This is a genomic window from Xanthobacter nonsaccharivorans, assembly GCF_043194755.2.
Lineage (GTDB): Bacteria > Pseudomonadota > Alphaproteobacteria > Rhizobiales > Xanthobacteraceae > Xanthobacter > Xanthobacter autotrophicus_G.
The window spans coordinates 223,472-243,554 of the sequence record NZ_CM195526.1; the positions used below are offsets into that span (position 1 = coordinate 223,472).

At 61.9% G+C, this 20,083-nt stretch carries 21 protein-coding genes, 2 pseudogenes and 1 other annotated feature; of the genes and pseudogenes, 12 read left to right on the forward strand and 11 right to left on the reverse strand.

Annotated features, from left to right (window positions below; all coding sequences use genetic code 11):
* Window positions 1–68: 68 nt before the first annotated feature.
* Entirely contained in the window at window positions 69–305 is a 237-nt protein-coding gene (locus V5F59_RS01005; protein WP_393979489.1) for a hypothetical protein, read from the forward strand.
* A 638-nt stretch (window positions 306–943) separates the two neighbouring features.
* Complete coding sequence (locus V5F59_RS01010; RefSeq protein WP_509211153.1) at window positions 944–3,013, forward strand: UvrD-helicase domain-containing protein; 2,070 nt, start codon at window positions 944–946, stop codon at window positions 3,011–3,013.
* A gap of 431 nt (window positions 3,014–3,444) precedes the next feature.
* On the opposite strand, the gene V5F59_RS01015 is transcribed toward V5F59_RS01010, so the two are convergent.
* A complete protein-coding gene (locus V5F59_RS01015; protein WP_393979493.1) occupies window positions 3,445–4,791 on the reverse strand; it encodes an AlbA family DNA-binding domain-containing protein in 1,347 nt (448 codons plus the stop codon).
* Between the two features lie 384 nt (window positions 4,792–5,175).
* Window positions 5,176–5,991, reverse strand: coding sequence for a 2-keto-4-pentenoate hydratase (locus V5F59_RS01020; protein WP_393979495.1), 816 nt, complete (start codon window positions 5,989–5,991; stop codon window positions 5,176–5,178).
* 45 nt (window positions 5,992–6,036) lie between these two features.
* Between V5F59_RS01020 and V5F59_RS01025 the strand changes: the two genes are divergently transcribed.
* Both V5F59_RS01025 and V5F59_RS01030 read left to right on the forward strand, forming a co-directional pair.
* Window positions 6,037–6,186: a hypothetical protein gene (locus V5F59_RS01025; protein ID WP_393979775.1), complete on the forward strand. Its 150-nt coding sequence runs from the start codon at window positions 6,037–6,039 to the stop codon at window positions 6,184–6,186.
* A 12-nt stretch (window positions 6,187–6,198) separates the two neighbouring features.
* A pseudogene (locus V5F59_RS01030) lies at window positions 6,199–7,424 on the forward strand (IS3 family transposase).
* Window positions 6,482–6,593 (forward strand) — a sequence feature (AL1L pseudoknot). Its footprint overlaps the pseudogene before it by 112 nt.
* A 1-nt stretch (window position 7,425) precedes the next feature.
* Here the strand turns inward: V5F59_RS01030 and V5F59_RS01035 are convergent.
* The 6 genes from V5F59_RS01035 to V5F59_RS01060 form a co-directional block, all read right to left on the reverse strand.
* Window positions 7,426–7,626 (reverse strand): hypothetical protein, encoded by a 201-nt coding sequence (locus V5F59_RS01035; RefSeq protein ID WP_393979497.1) that lies wholly within the window; start codon window positions 7,624–7,626, stop codon window positions 7,426–7,428.
* A 219-nt stretch (window positions 7,627–7,845) separates the two neighbouring features.
* Window positions 7,846–8,718: a hypothetical protein gene (locus V5F59_RS01040; RefSeq protein WP_393979499.1), complete on the reverse strand. Its 873-nt coding sequence runs from the start codon at window positions 8,716–8,718 to the stop codon at window positions 7,846–7,848.
* Window positions 8,711–9,592, reverse strand: coding sequence for a DUF6895 family protein (locus V5F59_RS01045; protein WP_393979501.1), 882 nt, complete (start codon window positions 9,590–9,592; stop codon window positions 8,711–8,713). The genes V5F59_RS01040 and V5F59_RS01045 overlap by 8 nt, the downstream gene beginning before the upstream one ends.
* Before the next feature lie 581 nt (window positions 9,593–10,173).
* Window positions 10,174–10,389, reverse strand: a complete 216-nt coding sequence (locus tag V5F59_RS01050; RefSeq protein ID WP_393979503.1) for a hypothetical protein — start codon at window positions 10,387–10,389, stop codon at window positions 10,174–10,176.
* 202 nt (window positions 10,390–10,591) lie between these two features.
* Window positions 10,592–11,209: a hypothetical protein gene (locus tag V5F59_RS01055; RefSeq protein WP_393979505.1), complete on the reverse strand. Its 618-nt coding sequence runs from the start codon at window positions 11,207–11,209 to the stop codon at window positions 10,592–10,594.
* The gene (locus V5F59_RS01060; RefSeq protein WP_393979507.1) at window positions 11,196–11,831 is read right to left on the reverse strand and encodes a papain-like cysteine protease family protein; all 636 of its coding nucleotides are present in this window, start codon (window positions 11,829–11,831) and stop codon (window positions 11,196–11,198) included. Before V5F59_RS01060 ends, V5F59_RS01055 begins: the two co-directional genes overlap by 14 nt.
* Before the next feature lie 247 nt (window positions 11,832–12,078).
* On the opposite strand from V5F59_RS01060, the gene V5F59_RS01065 reads away from it, so the two are divergent.
* Entirely contained in the window at window positions 12,079–12,210 is a 132-nt protein-coding gene (locus tag V5F59_RS01065; protein WP_393979509.1) for a DUF2274 domain-containing protein, read from the forward strand.
* A 355-nt stretch (window positions 12,211–12,565) separates the two neighbouring features.
* On the opposite strand, the gene V5F59_RS01070 is transcribed toward V5F59_RS01065, so the two are convergent.
* Window positions 12,566–13,387, reverse strand: coding sequence for a class I SAM-dependent methyltransferase (locus V5F59_RS01070; protein WP_393979511.1), 822 nt, complete (start codon window positions 13,385–13,387; stop codon window positions 12,566–12,568).
* Between the two features lie 336 nt (window positions 13,388–13,723).
* Window positions 13,724–13,909, reverse strand: coding sequence for a hypothetical protein (locus V5F59_RS01075; RefSeq protein ID WP_393979513.1), 186 nt, complete (start codon window positions 13,907–13,909; stop codon window positions 13,724–13,726).
* On the opposite strand from V5F59_RS01075, the gene V5F59_RS01080 reads away from it, so the two are divergent.
* Window positions 13,901–14,074 carry an SDR family oxidoreductase gene (locus V5F59_RS01080; protein WP_393979515.1) on the forward strand — a complete coding sequence of 58 codons (174 nt, stop codon included), beginning with the start codon at window positions 13,901–13,903 and terminating at the stop codon, window positions 14,072–14,074. The two genes, V5F59_RS01075 and V5F59_RS01080, sit on opposite strands and share 9 nt — an antisense overlap.
* Window positions 14,075–14,096: 22 nt before the next feature.
* On the opposite strand, the gene V5F59_RS01085 is transcribed toward V5F59_RS01080, so the two are convergent.
* The gene (locus V5F59_RS01085) at window positions 14,097–15,632 is read right to left on the reverse strand and encodes a winged helix-turn-helix domain-containing protein (protein ID WP_393979517.1); all 1,536 of its coding nucleotides are present in this window, start codon (window positions 15,630–15,632) and stop codon (window positions 14,097–14,099) included.
* A 125-nt stretch (window positions 15,633–15,757) separates the two neighbouring features.
* On the opposite strand from V5F59_RS01085, the gene V5F59_RS01090 reads away from it, so the two are divergent.
* The 6 genes and pseudogenes from V5F59_RS01090 to V5F59_RS01115 all read left to right on the forward strand — a co-directional run bounded on the left by V5F59_RS01090 (window position 15,758) and on the right by V5F59_RS01115 (window position 19,969).
* Complete coding sequence (locus V5F59_RS01090) at window positions 15,758–16,768, forward strand: ABC transporter substrate-binding protein (RefSeq protein ID WP_393979519.1); 1,011 nt, start codon at window positions 15,758–15,760, stop codon at window positions 16,766–16,768.
* A gap of 177 nt (window positions 16,769–16,945) precedes the next feature.
* Window positions 16,946–17,083 (forward strand): annotated as a pseudogene (locus V5F59_RS01095) (replication initiator protein A); the annotation flags it as partial.
* A 473-nt stretch (window positions 17,084–17,556) separates the two neighbouring features.
* Window positions 17,557–18,051, forward strand: a complete 495-nt coding sequence (locus tag V5F59_RS01100) for a DUF2840 domain-containing protein (protein WP_393979521.1) — start codon at window positions 17,557–17,559, stop codon at window positions 18,049–18,051.
* The gene (locus V5F59_RS01105; protein ID WP_393979523.1) at window positions 18,048–18,608 is read left to right on the forward strand and encodes a S26 family signal peptidase; all 561 of its coding nucleotides are present in this window, start codon (window positions 18,048–18,050) and stop codon (window positions 18,606–18,608) included. The genes V5F59_RS01100 and V5F59_RS01105 overlap by 4 nt, the downstream gene beginning before the upstream one ends.
* Window positions 18,609–18,644: 36 nt before the next feature.
* The gene (locus V5F59_RS01110) at window positions 18,645–18,971 is read left to right on the forward strand and encodes a DUF736 domain-containing protein (protein ID WP_393979525.1); all 327 of its coding nucleotides are present in this window, start codon (window positions 18,645–18,647) and stop codon (window positions 18,969–18,971) included.
* A 5-nt stretch (window positions 18,972–18,976) separates the two neighbouring features.
* Complete coding sequence (locus V5F59_RS01115; RefSeq protein WP_393979527.1) at window positions 18,977–19,969, forward strand: lytic transglycosylase domain-containing protein; 993 nt, start codon at window positions 18,977–18,979, stop codon at window positions 19,967–19,969.
* Window positions 19,970–20,083: the final 114 nt, after the last annotated feature.

Genomic DNA, 20,083 nt, shown 5'->3' on the forward strand with positions numbered 1-20,083 from the left:
CCATGACGTCGCTGGTGGGCCGCAAGGCGCCCGCTTCGGCCCGAGACGCCATGCTCGCATGAGAGAGCATGGGCAAGGCGGTCGCGCACTTGGCCATGCACGTCGCCATCAGCGGGCAGCTTTTCTGGCAGTCGGGGACGGCTGGCGTCCCGTCGGGGCAGCACGGCATGTCGTCCGCCATCTCCACGCCCGCTATCGCGGACATGGAAACGTTCTCCATCGCCGCCACGGTGAGCGCGTTCACCGGAGCGGTAAACGGTCCGACGATGAGCCCCACGACCGCCAGGATCGGGAGCAGGCGATGAAGACGACACCAAAACATGGAGCGTAAACTCTCACGATCACCCGTCTGATGGAAGGGAGAAGTGTTCCCATCGCTTGCAATGATGCCACATCAGGGCGTGTATTGTTCTCGCAGGAATGTGATAGCCCAGCTAAAGACGCGTGGATCTCAGCGTTACCGACATTGGCGAGGCGAATTGCCAATGCGAAATGATTGCAATACCGGGGGGCAGAAGGTCCCTGATTGGCCGCCATATGCTCCCCGGTCACGCTATCCGCGGACAGTGCCCTGTTGCTGCGAGGGGTCCTCGCCACGCAACTCCGGCGCTGTCCGGGCATCGAGGACGTGGGCTTTGCCGGGCTTCCTCTTCAGCTCTGTGCGGTGGAGAACCCCTCGCAGCAATAGGGCACGGTCCGAGGCGTTGGCGGCGATCATGGCGGCGGTGGGGGGCTTCGCGCCGCACCGTGCGAATGGTGCGGTCTTAATTTGCTTCTGCGATCTACGAGGAATGTCTGGAATTGGCGTGCCGGAGAAGGACCGCCTTTGGCGAGGAAGCCGCACTGTTCAGGTTCGCGCCGAGCCCGCGAGGCACGCCGACATTGCGAACAAATCAAGAATCAGCGAGTCTCATGCCAACCTTGGGCCATGGGGTTGAGATCGGTGGGGGCAGCGGCGGCGTATCTGGACGGGCTCAATGCCGAGCAGAGGCGTGCGGTCGAACACGGTGTGGCCGAGGGCGCGGCGCGGCCTGCATCACCCCTTCTCATCATTGCCGGTGCCGGTTCGGGCAAGACCAACACTCTTGCCCACCGGGTGGCTCATCTGATCGTGGCGGGCGCCGATCCGGGCCGCATCCTGCTCATGACATTCTCCCGGCGTGCCGCCTCCGAGATGACGAAGCGCGTGGAGCGCATCTGCAACCGGGTGCTGGCTGAACAGGGCGGAGTGCGGACGGATGCGTTGACCTGGGCGGGCACGTTCCACGGGATCGGTGCCCGGCTGTTGCGGGAATATGCCGAGCAGATGGGGATCGATCCCGCCTTCACGATCCATGATCGGGAGGATGCCGCCGATCTCATGAACCTGGTTCGGCACGAGCTCGGATTTTCCAAGACCCAGTCCCGCTTTCCCGCCAAGGGCACCTGCCTTGCCATCTATTCCCGCGTGGTAAATTCCACCCGGCCTCTGGCGGAAGTCCTGGCCCGGGCGTTCCCGTGGTGCGGCGGCTGGCATGACGAGCTGAAGCAGCTCTTCGGCGCCTATGTCGAGGCCAAGCAGGCACAAAACGTGCTCGATTATGATGATCTTCTGCTCTATTGGGCGCAGCTCATCACCGAACCCGCGATCGCGCAGGACATGGGTGGGCGGTTCGACCATGTGATGGTGGACGAGTATCAGGACACGAACAGCCTGCAAGCGTCCGTCCTGCTCGGCCTCAAGCCGGATGGCCACGGGCTGACGGTGGTGGGCGATGACGCCCAGTCCATCTACGCCTTCCGCGCGGCGACCGTGCGCAACATCCTGGACTTTCCGGACCATTTCCGCCCGCCTGCCGAGGTGGTCACGCTGGAGCGGAACTATCGCTCCACCCAGCCGATCCTTGAGGCCGCCAACGCCGTCATCGGTCTTGCCAGCGAGCGCTTCACCAAGAACCTCTGGACAGATCGCCTGTCCGCCGAGAAGCCGGAACTGGTGAGCGTGCGCGACGAGATGGAGCAGGCCCGCTTCATCGCCGACCGCGTTCTGGAAAACCGGGAAGTGGGCACTGCCCTGAAACAGCAGGCTGTGCTGTTCCGTACCTCCAATCATGCCGGGCCGCTGGAGGTGGAACTCACCCGTCGCAACATTCCGTTCGTGAAATTCGGCGGGCTGAAGTTCCTCGATGCGGCCCATGTGAAGGATCTGCTGGCGGTCCTGCGCTTTGCCCAGAACGGGCGCGACCGCATCGCCGGCTTCCGCCTCCTGCAACTGCTGCCGGGTCTCGGCCCGGCCTCTGCGCAGAAGATCCTTGATCGGGTCGCCGACCAGCCGGACCCCATTGCTGCTCTCTCAGACGTGCAGGCCCCCGCGAAGGTGGGGGACGCGTGGAGTCCGTTGGTCGCGATGCTTCAGGGCATTTCCCAAGCGACGTGGCCGGCGCAGATCGAACTGGCGCGGCTCTGGTACGAGCCGCATCTTGAGCGCATCCATGAGGATGCCAGCATGCGCGCGGCGGATCTGACCCAACTGGAGCAGATCGCAGCGGGATATAGCTCACGCGAACGGTTCCTGACCGAGCTGACGCTCGATCCGCCGGATGCCACCAGCGATCAGGCGGGCGTGCCACTGCTGGATGAGGACTATCTCATCCTCTCCACGATCCATTCGGCCAAGGGGCAGGAGTGGAAGGCCGTCTTCGTCATGAACGTGGTCGACGGCTGCATTCCAAGCGATCTCGGAGCGGGGCAGACCGAGGAACTGGAGGAAGAGCGACGGTTGCTCTACGTGGCCATGACGCGGGCGAAAGATGCCCTGCATCTCGTCACACCGCAGCGCTTCTTCGTCCACGGCCAGCCCGCCAAAGGCGATCGGCACGTCTACGCCGCGCGTACGCGCTTCATCCCGAAGTCAGTTCTTCCGCACTTCGAGCATGTGTCCTGGCCGAAGGCTGGGCCCGAGGATGTCAGGAGCGGCGCGGTCCGGAATGTCAGGATCGACGTGGGGGCTCGTCTCCGAACCATGTGGCAATAGCGGCGGCAACCCCCCACGCCTGCGCTGGGCGCCGCGCGATCACCGGCGCTCCTGGCGATCTTGTCTCGCTTCGGGTCGCGTTCGAATAACCGCTCAAGGCGCTTGGCGGCATACTGCGTGTGCACAGTAGACCGTGACCCGGATGCAGGCACCAAGTGCTGGATAGTCGCGCGGCCGGGAACGGAGCCGTCTCGATCGAGCGCTTGGCCCGTCTCTTGGTGGCAGCCGGTCGCGACGTGCCGGTTGGTGATGACCGTGTAATGCGATTGTTGGTTTCGGGCCAACAGCGCCCCCGTCGCCGTGCCGAGCAGCAGGTCCCGCCAGTGGAGTTCTAGGAACAGGGATTTGACGGCCGGGATTTAGACGACCGGCCTGTACGACTCCGCAAGCATCGGGCCTTGGAGGCTCGGCGGCTTCGCCTCGGTCATGGGTCAGAACCGACCTTGGCGGAGGCGTTGCGCCTCCTCATCGACGAGGCTCTTGGGGAGCTGGAAGAAGTCGAAGAGCGCATAGAGGGGCTTTAGAAACTCGAACAGGATCTCCGGCAGGCTGACGGCCACCTGGGTCGCCCGGACGGTCATCACCCGATCAAGGGTGTCCTGGTGGGAGACGTAGCCTTCGTCAATCAGTCGACGCCCTTCGACGTTGGTTAGGCTGCGCCCCGCCAGGCCGCTCCACTTCACAGAGAACACGATTTCTGCGTCAGGCCGGCCGATAGCCGCCGCAAACCTGGCGGCCTGAAGGAGGCAGTCACCGATGCGCCAGACCGGCAAGGTGACATCGAACACCGTGCCGGGCTTCATGCGCTCGGGGTAGCTGTCCTCATCGAACCCCCGGATCAGCACCGCTTCGCCGATGGGGCTCACCCGCCAGAAGTCGGCATGGGCCGGGTCGTCCACCATGCGCCGGGCGTCTTCGGCGGCGATAAAACATTCGACCGCCCCGTCCTTCACATAGGGCTTGATACCGTCGCGAGTCGGTACCCAGAACGGCGACCAGCCTGTATGCCGCGTAGTCGCGCTGTTGATAGCCTCCAGCAGATCAGAGGCTTCGATGGGAGTGGTCTGACCGACGAGCTTGTATGCCACCCGGTAGAAGCCTGGTGGGAGGAGCTTCTCCATCGTCGGCGAGATGGGCGCCCGCGCGATCCAGCGCTCCAGGCCGTCATCGGCCCAGGCGGCGAGCTGCGCTTCTTCGCTAGGCGGCAGCGGGAGGCTTTGCATCTCGCGCCCGTCAAGGATGCCACGAATGGCGTCTAGGAGATCATCGCGACTTGCTCGTACGCATCGGTCGATCAGTTCGCGCCATTCCGCCGCCGTTCCGGGTTCGGCGCTCTCCGGCTTAGGCCGCCGGATGTAGACACGCCCAACCAACAGCGTCTTTTGATCCGGGCTGCCCTTCTTAGCTTGGATAGGCGTTCGATGACCGCCGGGGACTTGGACGACGGGGTACACACCTGCGCCGCCATTAACTTGGTAGACCGCGACTTGAATGGCCGGCTCGGCGTAGGTGGCGGCGATGCCGGCGATGATGTCCTGCTTGTAGCCCGCCAAGATGACCGGGCGACCTGGCGCCTCCTCGAACTTGCCGGCCTCGGTCTCTCGCATCCCGAGGATGATGAACCCGCCGCCATGGTTGGCTAGGGCGATGATGGTCGTTGCCAGGGTGGCGCAGTCGCCCTTGTTCGTGAGGTCCAGCCACGACTTTATCTCGACGCCCAGGTCTTCCCTGGGCGAAGTGACAAGCGCCTCCAGCTGTGCAGTCAGCGGTTCGGCCACGGGTCCCACCTTGTTTGGTTTCGCCATCTTATAGCGAGTCGGCTGTCAGGTGAGCCGCTGGCGGGTGGAGTTGCCGAGGTTTTCTGCCGAAGAGTAAGACCAACACGGTTTCGCTTGGCAGGGCGTCATGCGCGAAGCGTCGCCGCGGGCCAACCCAAATTCAGTACTTAAGTAGAAAACCAAATTCGGCATTTCGGCTTGGCGCCAATGTCTGCAAAAGGCGCTGAGCATACAAGGGTCGAACTGCTTGCGACCCGCATTTGTGACATCTAGCCTAAGTGTCACGTCACCCCGTATCTGCGCTTGACACGGGTCGCTGGAGGATGGTGGAAGGCCTGAGCTTGGATTGCTTCCGCATCGACGAGAGTGGTCTTTGTCATCCCGTTAGCTAAATCTAATGGAGATTTCTTCGAGCGGAATACCTAGAGCCATTGTAGTCCAGCATTCTCTGGGATTGATCGGCATCGCCAAGGTCAACGTTCCGGTCGAAATACTCTCGCCTGCGCGCAATGGCGGGTTATGTAGATCATTCGCGAGCAATTCAACGAGATGACGCAGCGCCACAAGCGGACTGCCGAGCACCAGCGCGCCACCGCCGCTCTGCATCAGTTTGTTATTGCAATATAGGTCAACCTCGAATTTGGTCAGTTCGCGTTGCCACTCCGCTTTGCGCGGCGCGATTGCGTGGCGCTTTCCAATCAGTAAGGCCCCATGCAGGCCGTTCGCAGCGACTGTGTCTGCAGCCGCGAACGTCCAAGAAGGAAAAATCGACTGCACAATCTCATAACCAAGAGCCACCCACTCAACACAATCGACCAGCGCGCTGTCGCTCATAGCGGGCGTTGGCGCCGCCTTCAGGCCAAACATAATCTCAGGTTCAATGCGGGGCTCGGAAAACTCACTCAGGGATAAAACCTGCATGTCCGCGAGTTCGAACGTCGTTCGGCTAGTGGTGTATCCCCAAATTGGGGATCTAATTCCGAATTCCGTCCACATCTTGCGGTTTGTAAAGCCGACTTTTCGACCAGTTATTCTTTCACCGTCGGCTTCGAAGGCCGCGCGGAGCAGTGGAGTAACCAGATAGGCTTGCTCTATCGTGAATCCGCCCGGCCGGGACGAAAAAGTCCGAATTTGAGAATGGTTGGACAGAGAGGCGATGACCTCTTTGGCAACCACTTCGATGTCGGTTTGCGCCGTCATCGGAGAACTTTATATCATGGAACGTATCTGCGGGAGACCCAGGAGATGGTGTTCGACGCCGATGATCGGGCCTTCGCCTTCTTCAACAGCTCCCGGCCGCTCCAAACACGCAGCAGCCCTGACCCGTTAGAGAACGGTGAGGTGGTCCCGATTGAACTGAACCGTCCCGGCTTTGCCGGAGGCCCCAACTCCTGAGAGGATGGGGCTATGACGAGCAAGACGACGAACAAGTTCTCGCCCGAGGTGCGCGAGCGGACTGTGCGGCTGGTGCTGGAGCACGAGGTTGAACACCCTTCGCGTTGGTAGGCGATCGTGTCGATTGCGGCGAAGATCGGCTGCTCGGCGCACTCACTGAACGAGTGGGTGAAGAAATCCGGGTCGATGCCGGCAAGCGGGCCGGCGTATCGACGGACATGGCGGCGAGGCTGGAGGCCCTCGAGCGCGAGAACCGCGAGCTGCGGCAGGCGAACGAGGTCCTGCGCAAGGCATCCGCGTATTTCGCCCTGGTGGAGCACGGCCGCCGGTCGAAGACATGATCGCGTTCATTGACGATCATCGCGGCGCGTATGGGGGCGATCTGCAAACTGCTGCCGATCGCCCCATCGACCTACCATGCTCATGTCGCCCAGCGGCTCGATCCGTCAAAGCTGTCGGCACGAGTGAAGCGGGACGAGGCCTTGCGGCCGGTGGTGGCTCGGGTCTTTGCCGGGAACTTCGAGGTCTATGGTGCGCGCAAAGTCTGGCGACAGATGATGCGCGAGGGGTTCGACGTGGCTCGCTGCACGGTCGAACGGTTGATGCGGGGCATGGGTCTTGCCGGCGTGATCCGGGGTAAGCCGGTCCGTACGACTATGCTGGACAAGGTGGCACCGTGCCCGTTCGACCATGTGAACCGGGTTTTCCATGCCCCGGCGCCGAACAGGCTGTGGCTGTCGGACTTCAACTATGTCAGCACCTGGTCTGGCTTCGTCTACGTCGCATTCGTGATCGATGCCTACGCCCGCCTCATCGTCTGCTAGCGGGTGAGCGGGACGGCTCATGCCGGCTTCGTGCTGGATGCTCTTGGGCAGGCGCTTCACGAGCGACGGCTCGTTCATCGCGGCGCTCTGGTGCACCATAGCCACCGCGGCTCGCAATATGTCAGCATCCGCTACACCGAGCGCCTGGCCGAAGCCGGTATCGAGCCTTCCGTCGGCAGTGTCGGCGACAGCTACGACAACGCCCTCGCCGAGACGATCAACGGCCTCTACAAGGCCGAGCTTATCCCTCGGCGTGGTCCCTGGCGCTCCTTCGAGGCCGTGGAGTTCGCGACACTCACCTGGGTCGATTGGTTCAACCATCGCCGGCTGCTGGAGCCCATCGGCAACATTCCGCCGGCTGAAGCCGAGGAGCGCTACTACGCCATGCTCGAGGAGCAGGAAATGGCGGTGTGACTTAAACCAAATGACCTCCGGTGAAGCCGGGCGGTTCAGTGTGGTCGATCACGGCGATCTGCGCATTGTCAAGGATCACCGGGAGATCCTCCGGCAAGACGTTCGGGTCGCGGTGCACGGTCAAGGGCGGATCACCAGCACGGTGGAGGCGCTCCATGACGTCCGCAAGGATCGGGCTGGCATCGACAAAAACGGCACGCATGCGACGCTCCCCTGAAGCCAACAGGCTCGATATAGCCAGGCGGGAAGGTATGTAACCATGGAGATCCGCGCGACCAAAAATAACCGGAGCGGGAAGGGGGCCGGACGAAGCGGGAAGGACGGGAAAGGTCCGTTTTCAGCTGATGCTTGAGCACCAGCTTCTGGTTGAGCAGGACTTCCCCGAATACGAAGCGTTGGTTCCCTCCGCGTCCCTTTTCGCTTATCGCAGCAGCGACGGCGCGTTTCGCTGCGAGGGCTTGCCTGCCGATCCGGACGGAGGCACCACGTCCATGAACAAGCGATAAGGTGTGCTGACCTCAGCGATCGCCCAAAGGCACTCGAACGCCCGTCGTAGCTCGTCTCCGGGGGCTTTCGGATCAGCTCCAAAATGTCCTACCGATTCCTGCCTAGCACAGATGGCATCGAACAAGTGATGCACCTCAGCGCTGCCTTCATTCGCAGGCGTGACATAGTTGAGGCAGCGCAGCGCGCGCGCGCTGCTGGCAATATCGTTGCGGGACATGGCGCGGGACGCCCCGGCGTAGAGAAGAGCACGCGGGACCGGGCCGATGTCCGCAGCTCTCATGCCGAATGCCGAATCCCCTTCGATTTGCCCCAGGATCTGCCCGAAATTGCTTGCGTAGTGATCGATCGTGCCGAGATCGAAGGGCGCGCCTGCACTGACATTGAGCTGCCTTCGAATCAGCAGATCAAACGCTGGTACCTGCCAATGAAACAACGCCCCACTATTGATGGCTTCTTCGATGTCAGTGAGGTATTCCATCGCCCTGGCGGCAAGCGGCACACCTTGTCCCTCGATCAGCCGGATCGCTAACGTGAGCTGAATGGGATTGCACTGATACAAGTCGGCATCCGAACAATTTCGGATTGCGTGTGAACACTTCTGCACGATCATTTTGAGAATGTTGCCGTCCGAAGGTGAGATCTTTTCGATCAGCAGCGCCGTGAGCGTACCAAGCAGCATCTGCGGCAGTGGAAATTCCGCGTCTGTTTGAAATAGCGGAACGAGCCAATTGCGAACGCCATGCCACAACCCCGGTAGCCACGCCTGTCGCATATCCGTGTTAGACATGGTGCTGTGCATAGAGGTTGGATGCGATGATACTCACCAGAGTTTGATGATAGTGCCGCTCGAACATGCCCAGTGGGCTGGCGTCCGACTGATCGCTCTTCATCTGGATGCGACGCGGCACATCGATTTCGCCCGATGGACGCTGATGCTGCAAAATCTGTCGCCAGGCGAAATCGCGCATGAGCGAGTGGTCCGCCCCGATGCATTCATAGCCAATGAGAAACTCCCCCGTCAGGTCCCAGTCTCCGTCGATCAGGCAGGCTGCTGTCACGTGATCGAGATATATGGACAGTGGCCTGTGATCCGGCAGTCGTGTGAAAAAGCCGCGATTGTCGCCAAAATCGCCAAAGAAGAAGATTAGATGACTGAGTGCATACAGTTCATGATTTGAGAGGCAATGAATTGGCGGTCTTGAGCCAAGAATCGACCGTAAGTAAAGATCTTCAGAGCTTGGGAGGCTGTGCTGAATGCCACATAGATCCAGAAAATATGTCAGGCTTAGAATGCTCCATGGCGTTTGATCGCGAACATGAAGCATGTCTTGCCTCAATACGCGCATTAAATCGTCCCGAAACCTATCGCTGTTCAGTCCATTGACCTCTAGTGCCGGCGTGACCCCCGAAAGGAACCGTAAGCAGGACGGCAGATCTTCGGTTGGTAGCCTAATTTTGCCGACTGCCGCGTCAAAAGCTGAGAGGATTTCCTGGTAATCCTCCGAACGAGCGAACTGGCCGCTACGCCCGCAGAGCATCAACATCAATCCAATCTCGGCTAAGAGCTTATAACTGCTAACGCGTTTGGTGTCTTGCTGTCGTTCGTCTGCTCGCAAGGCGATGTCTAGCAGATGCTCGGCGTTCGACGAGAGCCAGCGCATGCATCCCGTCGAAAACGACGCGACCGATGCCGTAAGGTCATCGTCATGTGTGAACATGCGAGGTGGTGAAACTATTTTCGGGTGCCCGCACATTGCCGATGCGCCTGGAATGTTACGATTACGCACAACAGGCATCCGTTGCGCGTCGTCGAACTCTCGAAAGAGGCACTTGAGGTAACACCGCTACTGTCGCGCCCCACACGACCGAAAGCCGCCTCCGGACAAGAATGCAGCCCGCGCATTCAATCACGGACTACCTTCATTCCAATTCGCAATTGCGGTGATCAGGTAAAGAACCGAATTTTCGCCCTGTTTTGAATCAAGGCCAAAATCGTTCGCGAAACATTGTGCGCAAGCCCCACGCCAACCGACCAAATATGTGGCTGAGGTTTTTTGAATTCACGAATCTGGAATGATGTGGCTCTCTTGTTTTACTGCGGCGGAACAGCGTGGCTCTGTGGCCCTGTCGATTACACAGGTTGACTTTTCGGCCGCCGATTTACGTGCGGCAGCCGAACGTGTCATGAATTCAGTCGGCCGGCATCATGCATCACAGCGGAGCCGTTCACCGATCCTGCTGGTTAGGATTGTTCTTGGTGGTTATACACGCACCACCGCCCAACGATAGTGCCGGACGAAGCCGCTCCCAAGTCCGGGTCCAGATTGGTGGCCAGATTGGCCGCCTCAAATTCTGCTGGCAGGTTTTTGACAATGCCGTTGGCAAGGCTCTCCAAATCGACAACGCCAGCCTTCACCAATGCAACAAGTACAGCTGTTTTCTTTTCTGCGTCGGTCATAGGTCCCTCCATAACGACAGTTCGTCGCAAATAAGTGAACCACTAAACAAAATGATATCATAGAAACCGATGAACGCAAGGGCAATATCGATCCCGCGACCCGAGATCATTTCCGTTTTGATTGAATCAGAATCGGGCTCCAGCTTCTTGATGATCGCATTTTCTTACTACGAAACCGGCGTCCGGTTCGCTCGAAAACACGCTAGGGCTCGAGGCCTTGAATGGGCGGAAATGTGCGAAGCCGGCGACGAAACTCTGCTGGCGTCAAAAGCTGTTCATTGGCAATGGGTAGCCCGCCAGCCATGGGGGTCACTATGAGTACGCCCGTTAACTCGTCGTCCGCAAAAAGGCCAAGTGCGGTAAGTTGGTAAGCTGGCGCGGTCAATACCCGTACCATCGGCTCACCTGAAACATTGGCGTTGATCCATGCGAGGCCATCGCGAATTCGGCCGGCGATGGCCGAGCTCGACACCGCCGTGATCTGCACGGCCTTGTCGTCACGCCCTGTCCCTGTGGCGTGGCGCACATAAGCGACAGCCTCTTGGGGTGTTGGTGCTCCGCCGGCCGTTTCGCCGTTGCTTGCGCGCGTCTCCACGATGGAAATGGTCTGTCCCGTCGCCCGCAACAACGGTTTCGCGTCGCTATCGCTTTCAGCAGCCACCCACTGCGGCGTGATCAGTTGTTCAGCAATAGAGTTACCAAGAACCATTGGCGCGCCGGGCCCGCCGAGATTCGGCGTTTGCAATTGCAGCAGCAGATGCGCCGCTTCTTCCGCTACCTTTTTCCTCTCATCATCGCTGATGTTGTCAAATTGTACCATCGGAAGGTGTCTCCTGCTGCTTGCGGAGGTCCGTCCAACAATCAAACCACTGGCCCCTGTCGTATGCTGTCTCCAGCTGCGAAAATGGGACGATCACATCTCCCGTATCGGGCCACGGATCGCTGACTCGAACCATTTGCGATTTCATGCTGACGCCCCTCACGAGCGCGACATGCCCACCACCACCAAGCCAGGAGAAGGCCACCTCAACCGGGCAACCAAGTGTTGCGATCTGATCGGCCAGCGTCGCGAAGTCTATTTTTCGCCCCCGATGCTGAGATTGAATGCCGAGGGCCGCGTAAAGCGGACTGACTTGCGAGACCTTGATGGTTTTATTGCAGGGGGTTTGTGCCCAGAAAAACGCGGACCCGCTGTTGGCCGTCGCGCTGTTTTCCGTCGGCGCACCGTCGCAGCATTGTTGAGCTGAGAAGTGCGTCGAAACCAACTGGCAGATCTTTATTGAACTGTTCAGAAGAAAATGCGCCACCATGACCGTACAGGTCGCCCAGCACCAGTTGGAAGCAGGTTGCTGGGCGTAAGGCACGTCGAGGATGCGGTCAGCCGACTCTCCGCTCCCGAGATTGACGCTTGGTAATTCGAATTCGATCGGCTTCTGCGCCATGTGCGCCTCCCTGACCGACGAGGCTGCGAGGACCACCAGCGACAACTATACGAAGTGAGGCTAGCCGACGCCTCTTCCCTAGCACGCTAAAAGATAGAACCTCCGATTGACAGGTGTCAATCTGCGAACTCAGGTTCGTGGGAGGATATTCCGTCGCCTGACGGTTGATCTGGGTGGGCTGGCGCAATTCGAGTATTGTTAGGCGCAGACAGATCACGCTCAGACGAATAATTCCGACCACGAACATATGCTCGGAGAGCCGGCTACCGTCCATCGAGATCTCGGCGCCTACACTGAGATCGTGGCTCGAGGTGGCGGTGACGCCGTGTCGCTTGATCTGGTCAAGCTGACCACGCCTGTGCTCCAGCGGCTCATGTAGGGCGACCGATGGCCTTGTAACCCATTGCCTCTGAGCCGTGGAGGGTTATTCCCACATTGGTTCTTTCAATGTGTTTTTCGTTGAAATGACCATGGCGGGGAGATCTCGGGCGACATAAATCAGATCTACGCCATTCTGCCTCCGCATTGATAAGCGGCGGCGTGGCTTACCCGCCAGCGCCTGGCCCCAGTGCAACGCGTTTTTGCTGATCCAGTCAGCCTATCGCGCTCGGGCCGGAGCGGAGCGATGGAGCTCATTGCGGCCGCCTCTGCCTTCGGCAGGACAGCAACAAGCACCGCGAGCGTGGCGATGGTGCCGAGGGACCCTGTGGCGAGGAAAGGTCGACATCCACTGATCAAGCCTCGCAAACGTAGCTAACCGTGCGGATCCGCCTCTCGCGAAGATTGGCGACCTGATTGCGAGCCATCTCGGCAAAGTCGTCGCCCAGAAATGCCTGGAATGTCACTCCCGGCGCCGTGCCCGCAGCGCGCTGCGCCACCCCCTCGAACCAGCGCTGGCTTTCTTCAGTCGAATCCGTGACCGCAACGATGCCAAATCCAGCATCGCTCAAAAGTCGCGGCATCTCCTCAGGCGTTGCGAGATGGCTGATCGAAGGGGCGCGCGCCCAAGGCACGGGATAGAGGACGTCGCCGCCTTCGCCTTGAAGAATGTCGTAGACGACGAAACGACCACCGGGTTTCAGGACGCGCCGCGCCTCCACATACACATGGTCTTTGCGGGCAATGTTCATGGCCACATGTATGGTCATTGCAGCATCGAAGACGCCGTCATCGAAAGGCAGATGGGTGGCATCGCCCTGGCGGAACTCTACGCGGTCAGCGAGCCTCACCCAGCTACTCATGATCGCGGCGGCATCGCAGAACGCCTCGGTCAGATCTATGCCCGTAACGTGGCACCCATAGGCTTCGGCGACGGTGCGTGCCGGTCCGCCCAACCCGCTGCCAATGTCCAACACGCGAGATCCTGAATTGACGTTCAAAAATGCAGCCAACTCCAGAGTCGCTTTTCTCCCGCGCACATGAAACTCGTCAACGCTCGCGAGGTCCCCTGCAGCAAGTCGCTCAAGATCCTTCCCGGCCGCCCGCAGTCTCTCCGCAATAGCTCGGGCGAGATCCCCACCGGCCACATAGTGACGAGATACCGCATTTGTCGGCATGGCCGGATCCCCAGAGGCGTTTCCCATTATTAAGCATATCAATATTCAACACAGGTCGCATTCCGGACCATGCTCGCACACCACGCTATTTGCACGTGGGCCACGGCCTGCGCGACCCCTGAGGTGGAAATGAAGTGAAGCACTACAGCGGGCGCCCAGGTGTCCCGGGCCGCTGGCCGCTGCCTCAACCAAGTTATGCTCCGGCGTCCGCTCCAGCCCTGACCGGGGCGAACGGGAGCCTGGCGGCTCCCTCCCCGCAGGTTGCCCGGCTCCACCAAAAGGGTATGAAACGACACGCACAAAAGCCTTACCCTTCAAAGCGACGCGCCGCCTGGTTCAGCTCACCGTTCGCATCAGCTTGTCCAGGGCGATTTTCATCGCCTCGGCCCCGGCCTCCATCAGAGGACCGATGTCGCGGATCGCGTCCCACACCTCATCGGCTGGGGCACACGTCAGAATTTCCTTCCGAATCGTTGCAATGAGATACCACCCATCGTTCTCAAGAGTGTTGAAGTGGTCCATTCGCGGAATCGCTCACGCGCGGAGCTGCCGGGCGAGAAGCAACCGAGCCTTCGCATGGCGATGCCGGAGGATGTCGGGTCTCTTGTGCTCTGGCTTACCTATCCGGCGGCCCATAACGTGACGGGCGCGGCGATCCCGATGGACGGTGGCTGGACCTCGCAATAACGAGCATGAGCCCTTGGCAACATCACCTGCGCCAACCGGCCTTCGCCAGTCCCTCCATCAGATGCTCGTGATCGGCTGGGCGGAAATAGGCAGGCGGCTTACCCACATAGGTTGCCAGAGATGGGCCATGGTGTCGTTGCAGCGCCTCAACGACGCGTGCGCCTTCCGCCGTGAGGCCGAGTTGACCAAGCGAGGCCGCCATCCATCGGTAGGCCATCGGTACGGCCGGATAGTCGCGGATCGCCTGCCTGGTCACGCGCAGGGCGTTCTCGTAATCCGTCTCGAAATAAAATGCGGCCGCGAGCTGAGACAATCTGATGGGACGTGCGGGGTCGCGCGGGCTCAATTTCAGGAAGTTTTCCAACGCCGCACGCCCTTCGGGCTGTCTGCCGGAAAACACCAGGGCGGCGCCCTGGACTCCATAGGCATCCGCGCAGTTCGGGGTTGCGACCAAAGCGGCTTCCGTTTCGCCAACAGCTCCCTGGTTGTCGCCTCTCAGGTGCAATACGAGCGCAAGGCGCGCCCGAGCGCTCGCATTGCGGGGATCAGACGCCAGAGCCTTGAGCGTCAGTTGCTCGCTGCGATGACACGCATCCGTGATCGAGGCGCGGCCGAATGCCGAGGCCTCCATCAGATGCGACCAGGCGAGACCATCTAATCCCGGCGAATAGTCCGGCTTGAGAGCCAAGGCTTGCTGGAAGAATTGTCGAGCCGCTATGCAACCCTCCGCCGAATGCCGCAGCATCTGAGCGATGCCGCGCTGGCAGGATTCCCAGATGTTCAGGCTTTCCGGCGGCAGACGTGCGACCCGAGCACGTTCCATTTCGAGAATCGCTGGCGCCAGCTGCAGGACGACGGTCGCCGTGATCTCGTCGAGGACGTCGAGCCCATCTGCGGCAGTACAGTCATATCGCGAAGACCATAGCTGTCGGGCGGTCTTTGCCTCGACTAACCGGCAGGTGACGCGGACGCGACCGTTGCTGCGGCGGGCTCCTCCCTCCAGAACGTAGCTGACGGCGAGGTCGGCGCCGATCGCTCGGATATCGGTAGCGCCGCCCTTGTAGGTGAAGCTCGAATTGCGCGCGATGACCAGAAGCCAGCGCAAGCGCGCCAGTTCGGTCAGGATTTCGTCGGCAAGCGCATCCCCGAAAAAATCCTGGGCAGGATCCCCGGACAGATTCTCAAACGGCAGGACCGCGATCGACGGCAGCTCGCTCGCCACCGCATGCGATCGGGCGGGCTGCGAGCCTTCGACATGCACGTCGCCGACGAAGCGAAAGCCCTTGCGCGGAAACGTTCTGATCCACCGCTGCTGCCGTCCGTCGTCGCCCAGCAGGCTCCGCAGGACGTTGAGCCGTGTCGTGATCGCGGCGTCGCTCACGGCGCGTCCGCTCCAGACGGCAGCAGCGAGATTCTCCTTGGTCACGACTTCATGCCGATGCTCGATCAGATAGGCAAGCAGATCGAGCACCTGAGGCGCCGTTGGCCGGGCCAGTTCCCGGTGGCGAAGCTCATATCGGGCCGTGTCGAACGTAAAGTCGTCGAAGACGTACCGCATCGGCGCACCGCAAGCGTGATATCGTTCATGCTAGGACGACGGCGCGAATATTAGGAAAAGTTAGATCGCGGTGAAGTTGAACCCACTCCGCAGGTCTATCGTTCGACCTTTGCGAGGAGGCTCACATGATCGAACGCCGCCAGTTCATGATCTCTGCGGCCGCGTTTGGCCTGTTGTCTGGTCCCTTACGCGCCCAGGCGCCAGCCAAAGCCATCAAAATCGGGCTTCTCATCAATGGCGGGCCGGGGCCGAGTCCCGGCGGGAAGCCCGTCATCGAGACTTTCCAGTCCGAGTTCGCGAAACTGGGATATGTGGAAGGCTCCAGCTTCGCGCTGGAGCCCCGCTATGCCAGAGGTCAGCTCGACCGATTGCCCGCGCTCGCGACCGAGCTGACGCAACTCGGCGTCGACGTGATCCTCACGCTCGGCGGCCCCGCATCGCGAGCCGCGAAAGACGCGACATCGACGATCCCGATCGTGTTCTCGATCGTCACCAATCCCTTGGCGCTGGGCCTCGTCGCTAGCATGGAGCGGCCGGCCGGCAATGTGACGGGGATCACCAGTCTCGACCCGGAGCAGGCTGACCGCCAAGTGGCACTGTTACGCCGCGTACTTCCGAACCTCACCTGCGTTGGCATTCTGAGCGACGATACCATTCCAGGCGCCGATGCCAGCGGCCTTGCGCCGATCGAGCGCGCGAACGCGGCCGCGGCGCGCAAACTCGGCATCGAGCCGATTGTCCGCAAGGTTGCGGGCGGCCCCTCTCCCGACTATGCCACGGTACTCGACGACATGCAGAAGAACGGGGCAGAAGCACTTCTGGTGCTGGAGGTACCGATGCCCCTGCGTGACGGGAAAATTGTCGCGGAGGCCGCCGCAACGCGGCGAATGCCCACGATCTTTCCTGGCGGCGAATTCCACACCGGGGGATTGATCTCTTATGGAACGAGCGTCCGCAATACATGGCCCCGCATGGTCGAGCTGGCGGACAGGATTCTGAGAGGGACCAAGCCGGGCGAAATTCCCGTCGAAACGGAGTCGCGACGGGTGCTCACCGTGAATCAGAAGACCGCGAGTGCGATCGGGCTCACCATTCCCGACGAACTGCTCAAACAGGCCGATCGGATCATTGATTGAGGATAAGCAATTGGGATATCCGGCAGTTTCGATCAAACAACCGGCTCATCGTGGAGGCGACTCTGCCCATGTGGGGCGGTCCATCACGAAGCGATAGGAGGTCCGTACGTACCACTTCGCGGCGTGAATCGCGCCGATCAACTTGAAGCCGGCGTATCGAAACTAATGTTTGGCTGCTTTCGCTTCGAGTTGCGCGCCATCGTCGAACGCCAGCCGTTGCCCGGCTATCGCCTCGCGCTCATCGACGATCCGGACGGCCGCCGGCGCCTGACCTTCCAGCCAGACGGCCGCAAGCGGACGAGGGCTGCGCCATGATCGCGCCGATGCTTCCGCTCCCCGGCAACGGTGGAAAGGCTGTGGACGGCGCCGTACGATCGGGAACGCGGGAGCCCGTCTTTTCAGGAACACGAACCCCGTACTATCCGGAACGCAAACACCCCGTAAGCATCCGATACGAAAAGCGGAGTCGGCCCCCTCTAACTTACCTAACAAGAATCCTACGGATTCTTCCTAACGCGATCGGCTGCATCGCGGATCTGTTGACGCCTGGTAGGCACCGCCATGCGCTTCGCATGTGTCTTCGCAGAGGCGTGACATCGCATCATGGCGAACCGCGCCGGCGCCTGCCGCGCCCTGATCGCGGATCACGGTCCCTCGACCTGATTCCGCACGAGCTGCCCGCCCTGCCAAACCTCCGGCCGCCGCTCTCTCGGCAGCGAGATCGACGCCGCCATGGCGATGCGAGCGCGGGTGCGTCTCGCCGTGCTTTTCACAGATGGAGCGCCGCAATGACGACACACATGCAAGCCGGGGACACTCCCAGCGTCCACACGCTGGTCCACCTGACCTGGTGCGAGAATCGCATCGAGCATTGGATCCGCTTCGGCCGGATCGCCGGGGAGCAGCGCCTTGACCGCCATCGGCGGATCGTCTCGTTCGCACCGGACAGCATCTTCGCCTGCGTCCGCTGGGCCGGCAACGCGCACGGCACCATCACCTCGCGCATCGACATCGTGCGCGCGCCGGCACCGGGCGAATCCTGCCAGACGCTGGCTTTCGTGCAGCCCGGCGGCGACATTCTCTTGCGCGTCGCAGGCTGGCCGAAGGTCGAGACGGTGCTGGGGGCGATCAATGCCATCGAAGCCCAGGGCATTGCGGCCGCAGACGTCGCGCCCGACCACTGGCGGCACATCCACACCCGCGTCGCCGTCACCGAGCCGTTCCGTACCTATACGCCCGAGCAGCATCGCGCCTGGCTGCGCCGCCGTGGGCTGCGGACTTGACCGGCCGCCGCCTGACGCTCGCCGCCATGATCGCTGGCGTGACCCTCGTCGTCGCGCCGGCCTGGAGCCGGCCCGACATCCGTTTCATCTGGAATGCCTCCGCCAGCGTGCCGATCGGGCTTTACCGGATCGTGTCCGGCGATCCCGTTGGCGTCACCGATCTTGCCGTCGTCATGCCGCCCGAGGGGCTGGCCGCCTTCCTCGACGCGCGTGGCTACCTGCCGCGCGGCCTGCCGCTCATCAAGCGCGTGCTGGCGCTCGGCGGCACCGAGGTCTGCCGTTCCGGCGCGGAGATCATCGCCTATGGCATGGCCTACGGGCAGGCGCGCCTGCGCGACACCCGCGGCCGTCCACTGCCTGTCTGGCAGGGCTGCCGGATGCTGCACGCCGGCGAAGCCTTCCTCATGAACAGGGACAGCCCCGACAGCTTCGACAGCCGGTATTTCGGGCCGCTTCCCCTTTCCACCGTGGTGGGCCGGGCGATCCCGCTCTGGACCCCCCACGACCCCGATCCGGCTACGGACGCCTTCCGCGCGCCGCTCCCCGACGCGCCATGACGGCGTGTGCCTCCAACCTGAGAAAGGCCCCACGACATGCCCCAGATCGGTACTTTCACCCGCAACGGCGACGGCTTCTTCGGCCGCGTCCGCACCCTCACACTTGACGTCGAGGTCGCCATCCTGCCGGCCGATGGATCGGATGCGGAGAATGCCCCCGACCATCGCGTCTTCTTCGACGGGCTGGAGGTCGGCGCCGCCTGGGACCGCACCGGCGAGAAAGCGGGAACCTACCTCTCGATGACCATCGACGATCCCGCCTTCGCCGAGCCGATGCGCGCCCGGCTGTTCGAGTCCGACACGCGGAAAGACACCTGGACCCTGCATTGGTCGCGCCGGACGAAGCGCGACGGCGAGGGGTGACCGGCATGGGCTCCCATCGCTTTCACGACCTCTCAGTTCCAATCCCTTCGATCGGTCGAACGCGGATCAATCCCCTCGACCCGATCACCTGTCGGGCGGCCGTCACGCGCAGGGGAGGTCAAGGGCGGCGGCCTGTTTTCCGGGAGGCGGGCACGTCGTCCGACATGGCCCGTCCGGAAAACGTCAGCCGCCGGCGCAGCCTTGCCCTGGACCGCAGCGCGCATGATGGCAGGCTGGTGGCGCGGCGGGACGGTGGGGCCTGCGCTGCCCGGCCAGTGATCGCGGCACTGCTCGTTGCCTGCGCCATGATCGCGGGCCTGCCGTCCGGCGTGATGGCCGAACCGCCTTCCGGTCGCCCATCGGCAGCCGCAGCATCCTCCGATCCCTGGGCCGTACCCATTGCCGAGGCGGCCGAGCGCTTCGCCATTCCCGAGCGCTGGATCCGCGCCGTGATGGCGGCCGCGAGCGGCGGCGATGCACGGGCGTTGTCGCCTCGGGGCGCCATCGGCCTGATGCAGGTCATGCCCCTCACGTGGGAGGCGCTGCGCACCAAGTACGACCTCGGTGACGACCCCTGGGAGCCCAGCGCCAACATCCTCGCCGGGGCCGCCTTGTTGCGGCAGATGCACGATCGCTATGGCGCCGTCGAGGCGATGCTTGCCGCGTACGATGCGGGCCCGGAGAGCTATGACATGCACCGTAGGACCGGCCAGGCGCTGCCCGCCGAGACCGTTGCCTACCTTGCGAAGGTCATGCCGATGATCGGTGGGGAGACGCCGGATCGACCAGCTTCTGCCCATGGTGAGGAGTTGTCCTGGCAGCGTGCGCCGCTTTTCGTCGTGCGCCCGGCTGTCACCGGTGGTGACCATTCCGCGGACGCCGAGCCACCGTCCGCCCGAGCATCGAACGACCGAGTGATCATCGATCTGTCGGCGCTCATGCCGCCATCCCCTGGCCTGTTCGTGCGCAAGCCGGCAGTGGAAGGGGAGGGGCGATGAAATGCGTGCTTTCCCGCTTTGCATCCAGTGTCGTCGCAAGTCTTGCGGGGAACTGCGGGGCAGCGGAAGAGCCGACCGACGGAGGGCGGGATAAAAAGCCACACATCGCGGCTC

Coding starts and splice junctions, on each gene's coding strand:
- V5F59_RS01100 (WP_393979521.1), top strand. CDS start 17,557: ATGACGACACACATGCAAGCCGGGGACACTCCCAGCGTCCACACGCTG.
- V5F59_RS01045 (WP_393979501.1), bottom strand. CDS start 9,592: ATGCGCTGGCTCTCGTCGAACGCCGAGCATCTGCTAGACATCGCCTTG.
- V5F59_RS01035 (WP_393979497.1), bottom strand. CDS start 7,626: ATGCGTGCCGTTTTTGTCGATGCCAGCCCGATCCTTGCGGACGTCATG.
- V5F59_RS01060 (WP_393979507.1), bottom strand. CDS start 11,831: ATGGCGCAGAAGCCGATCGAATTCGAATTACCAAGCGTCAATCTCGGG.
- V5F59_RS01065 (WP_393979509.1), top strand. CDS start 12,079: ATGCTCGGAGAGCCGGCTACCGTCCATCGAGATCTCGGCGCCTACACT.
- V5F59_RS01070 (WP_393979511.1), bottom strand. CDS start 13,387: ATGCCGACAAATGCGGTATCTCGTCACTATGTGGCCGGTGGGGATCTC.
- V5F59_RS01040 (WP_393979499.1), bottom strand. CDS start 8,718: ATGTCTAACACGGATATGCGACAGGCGTGGCTACCGGGGTTGTGGCAT.
- V5F59_RS01005 (WP_393979489.1), top strand. CDS start 69: ATGGGCAAGGCGGTCGCGCACTTGGCCATGCACGTCGCCATCAGCGGG.
- V5F59_RS01110 (WP_393979525.1), top strand. CDS start 18,645: ATGCCCCAGATCGGTACTTTCACCCGCAACGGCGACGGCTTCTTCGGC.
- V5F59_RS01055 (WP_393979505.1), bottom strand. CDS start 11,209: ATGGTACAATTTGACAACATCAGCGATGATGAGAGGAAAAAGGTAGCG.
- V5F59_RS01020 (WP_393979495.1), bottom strand. CDS start 5,991: ATGACGGCGCAAACCGACATCGAAGTGGTTGCCAAAGAGGTCATCGCC.
- V5F59_RS01025 (WP_393979775.1), top strand. CDS start 6,037: ATGGTGTTCGACGCCGATGATCGGGCCTTCGCCTTCTTCAACAGCTCC.
- V5F59_RS01085 (WP_393979517.1), bottom strand. CDS start 15,632: ATGCGGTACGTCTTCGACGACTTTACGTTCGACACGGCCCGATATGAG.
- V5F59_RS01050 (WP_393979503.1), bottom strand. CDS start 10,389: ATGACCGACGCAGAAAAGAAAACAGCTGTACTTGTTGCATTGGTGAAG.
- V5F59_RS01115 (WP_393979527.1), top strand. CDS start 18,977: ATGGGCTCCCATCGCTTTCACGACCTCTCAGTTCCAATCCCTTCGATC.
- V5F59_RS01090 (WP_393979519.1), top strand. CDS start 15,758: ATGATCGAACGCCGCCAGTTCATGATCTCTGCGGCCGCGTTTGGCCTG.
- V5F59_RS01075 (WP_393979513.1), bottom strand. CDS start 13,909: ATGGACCACTTCAACACTCTTGAGAACGATGGGTGGTATCTCATTGCA.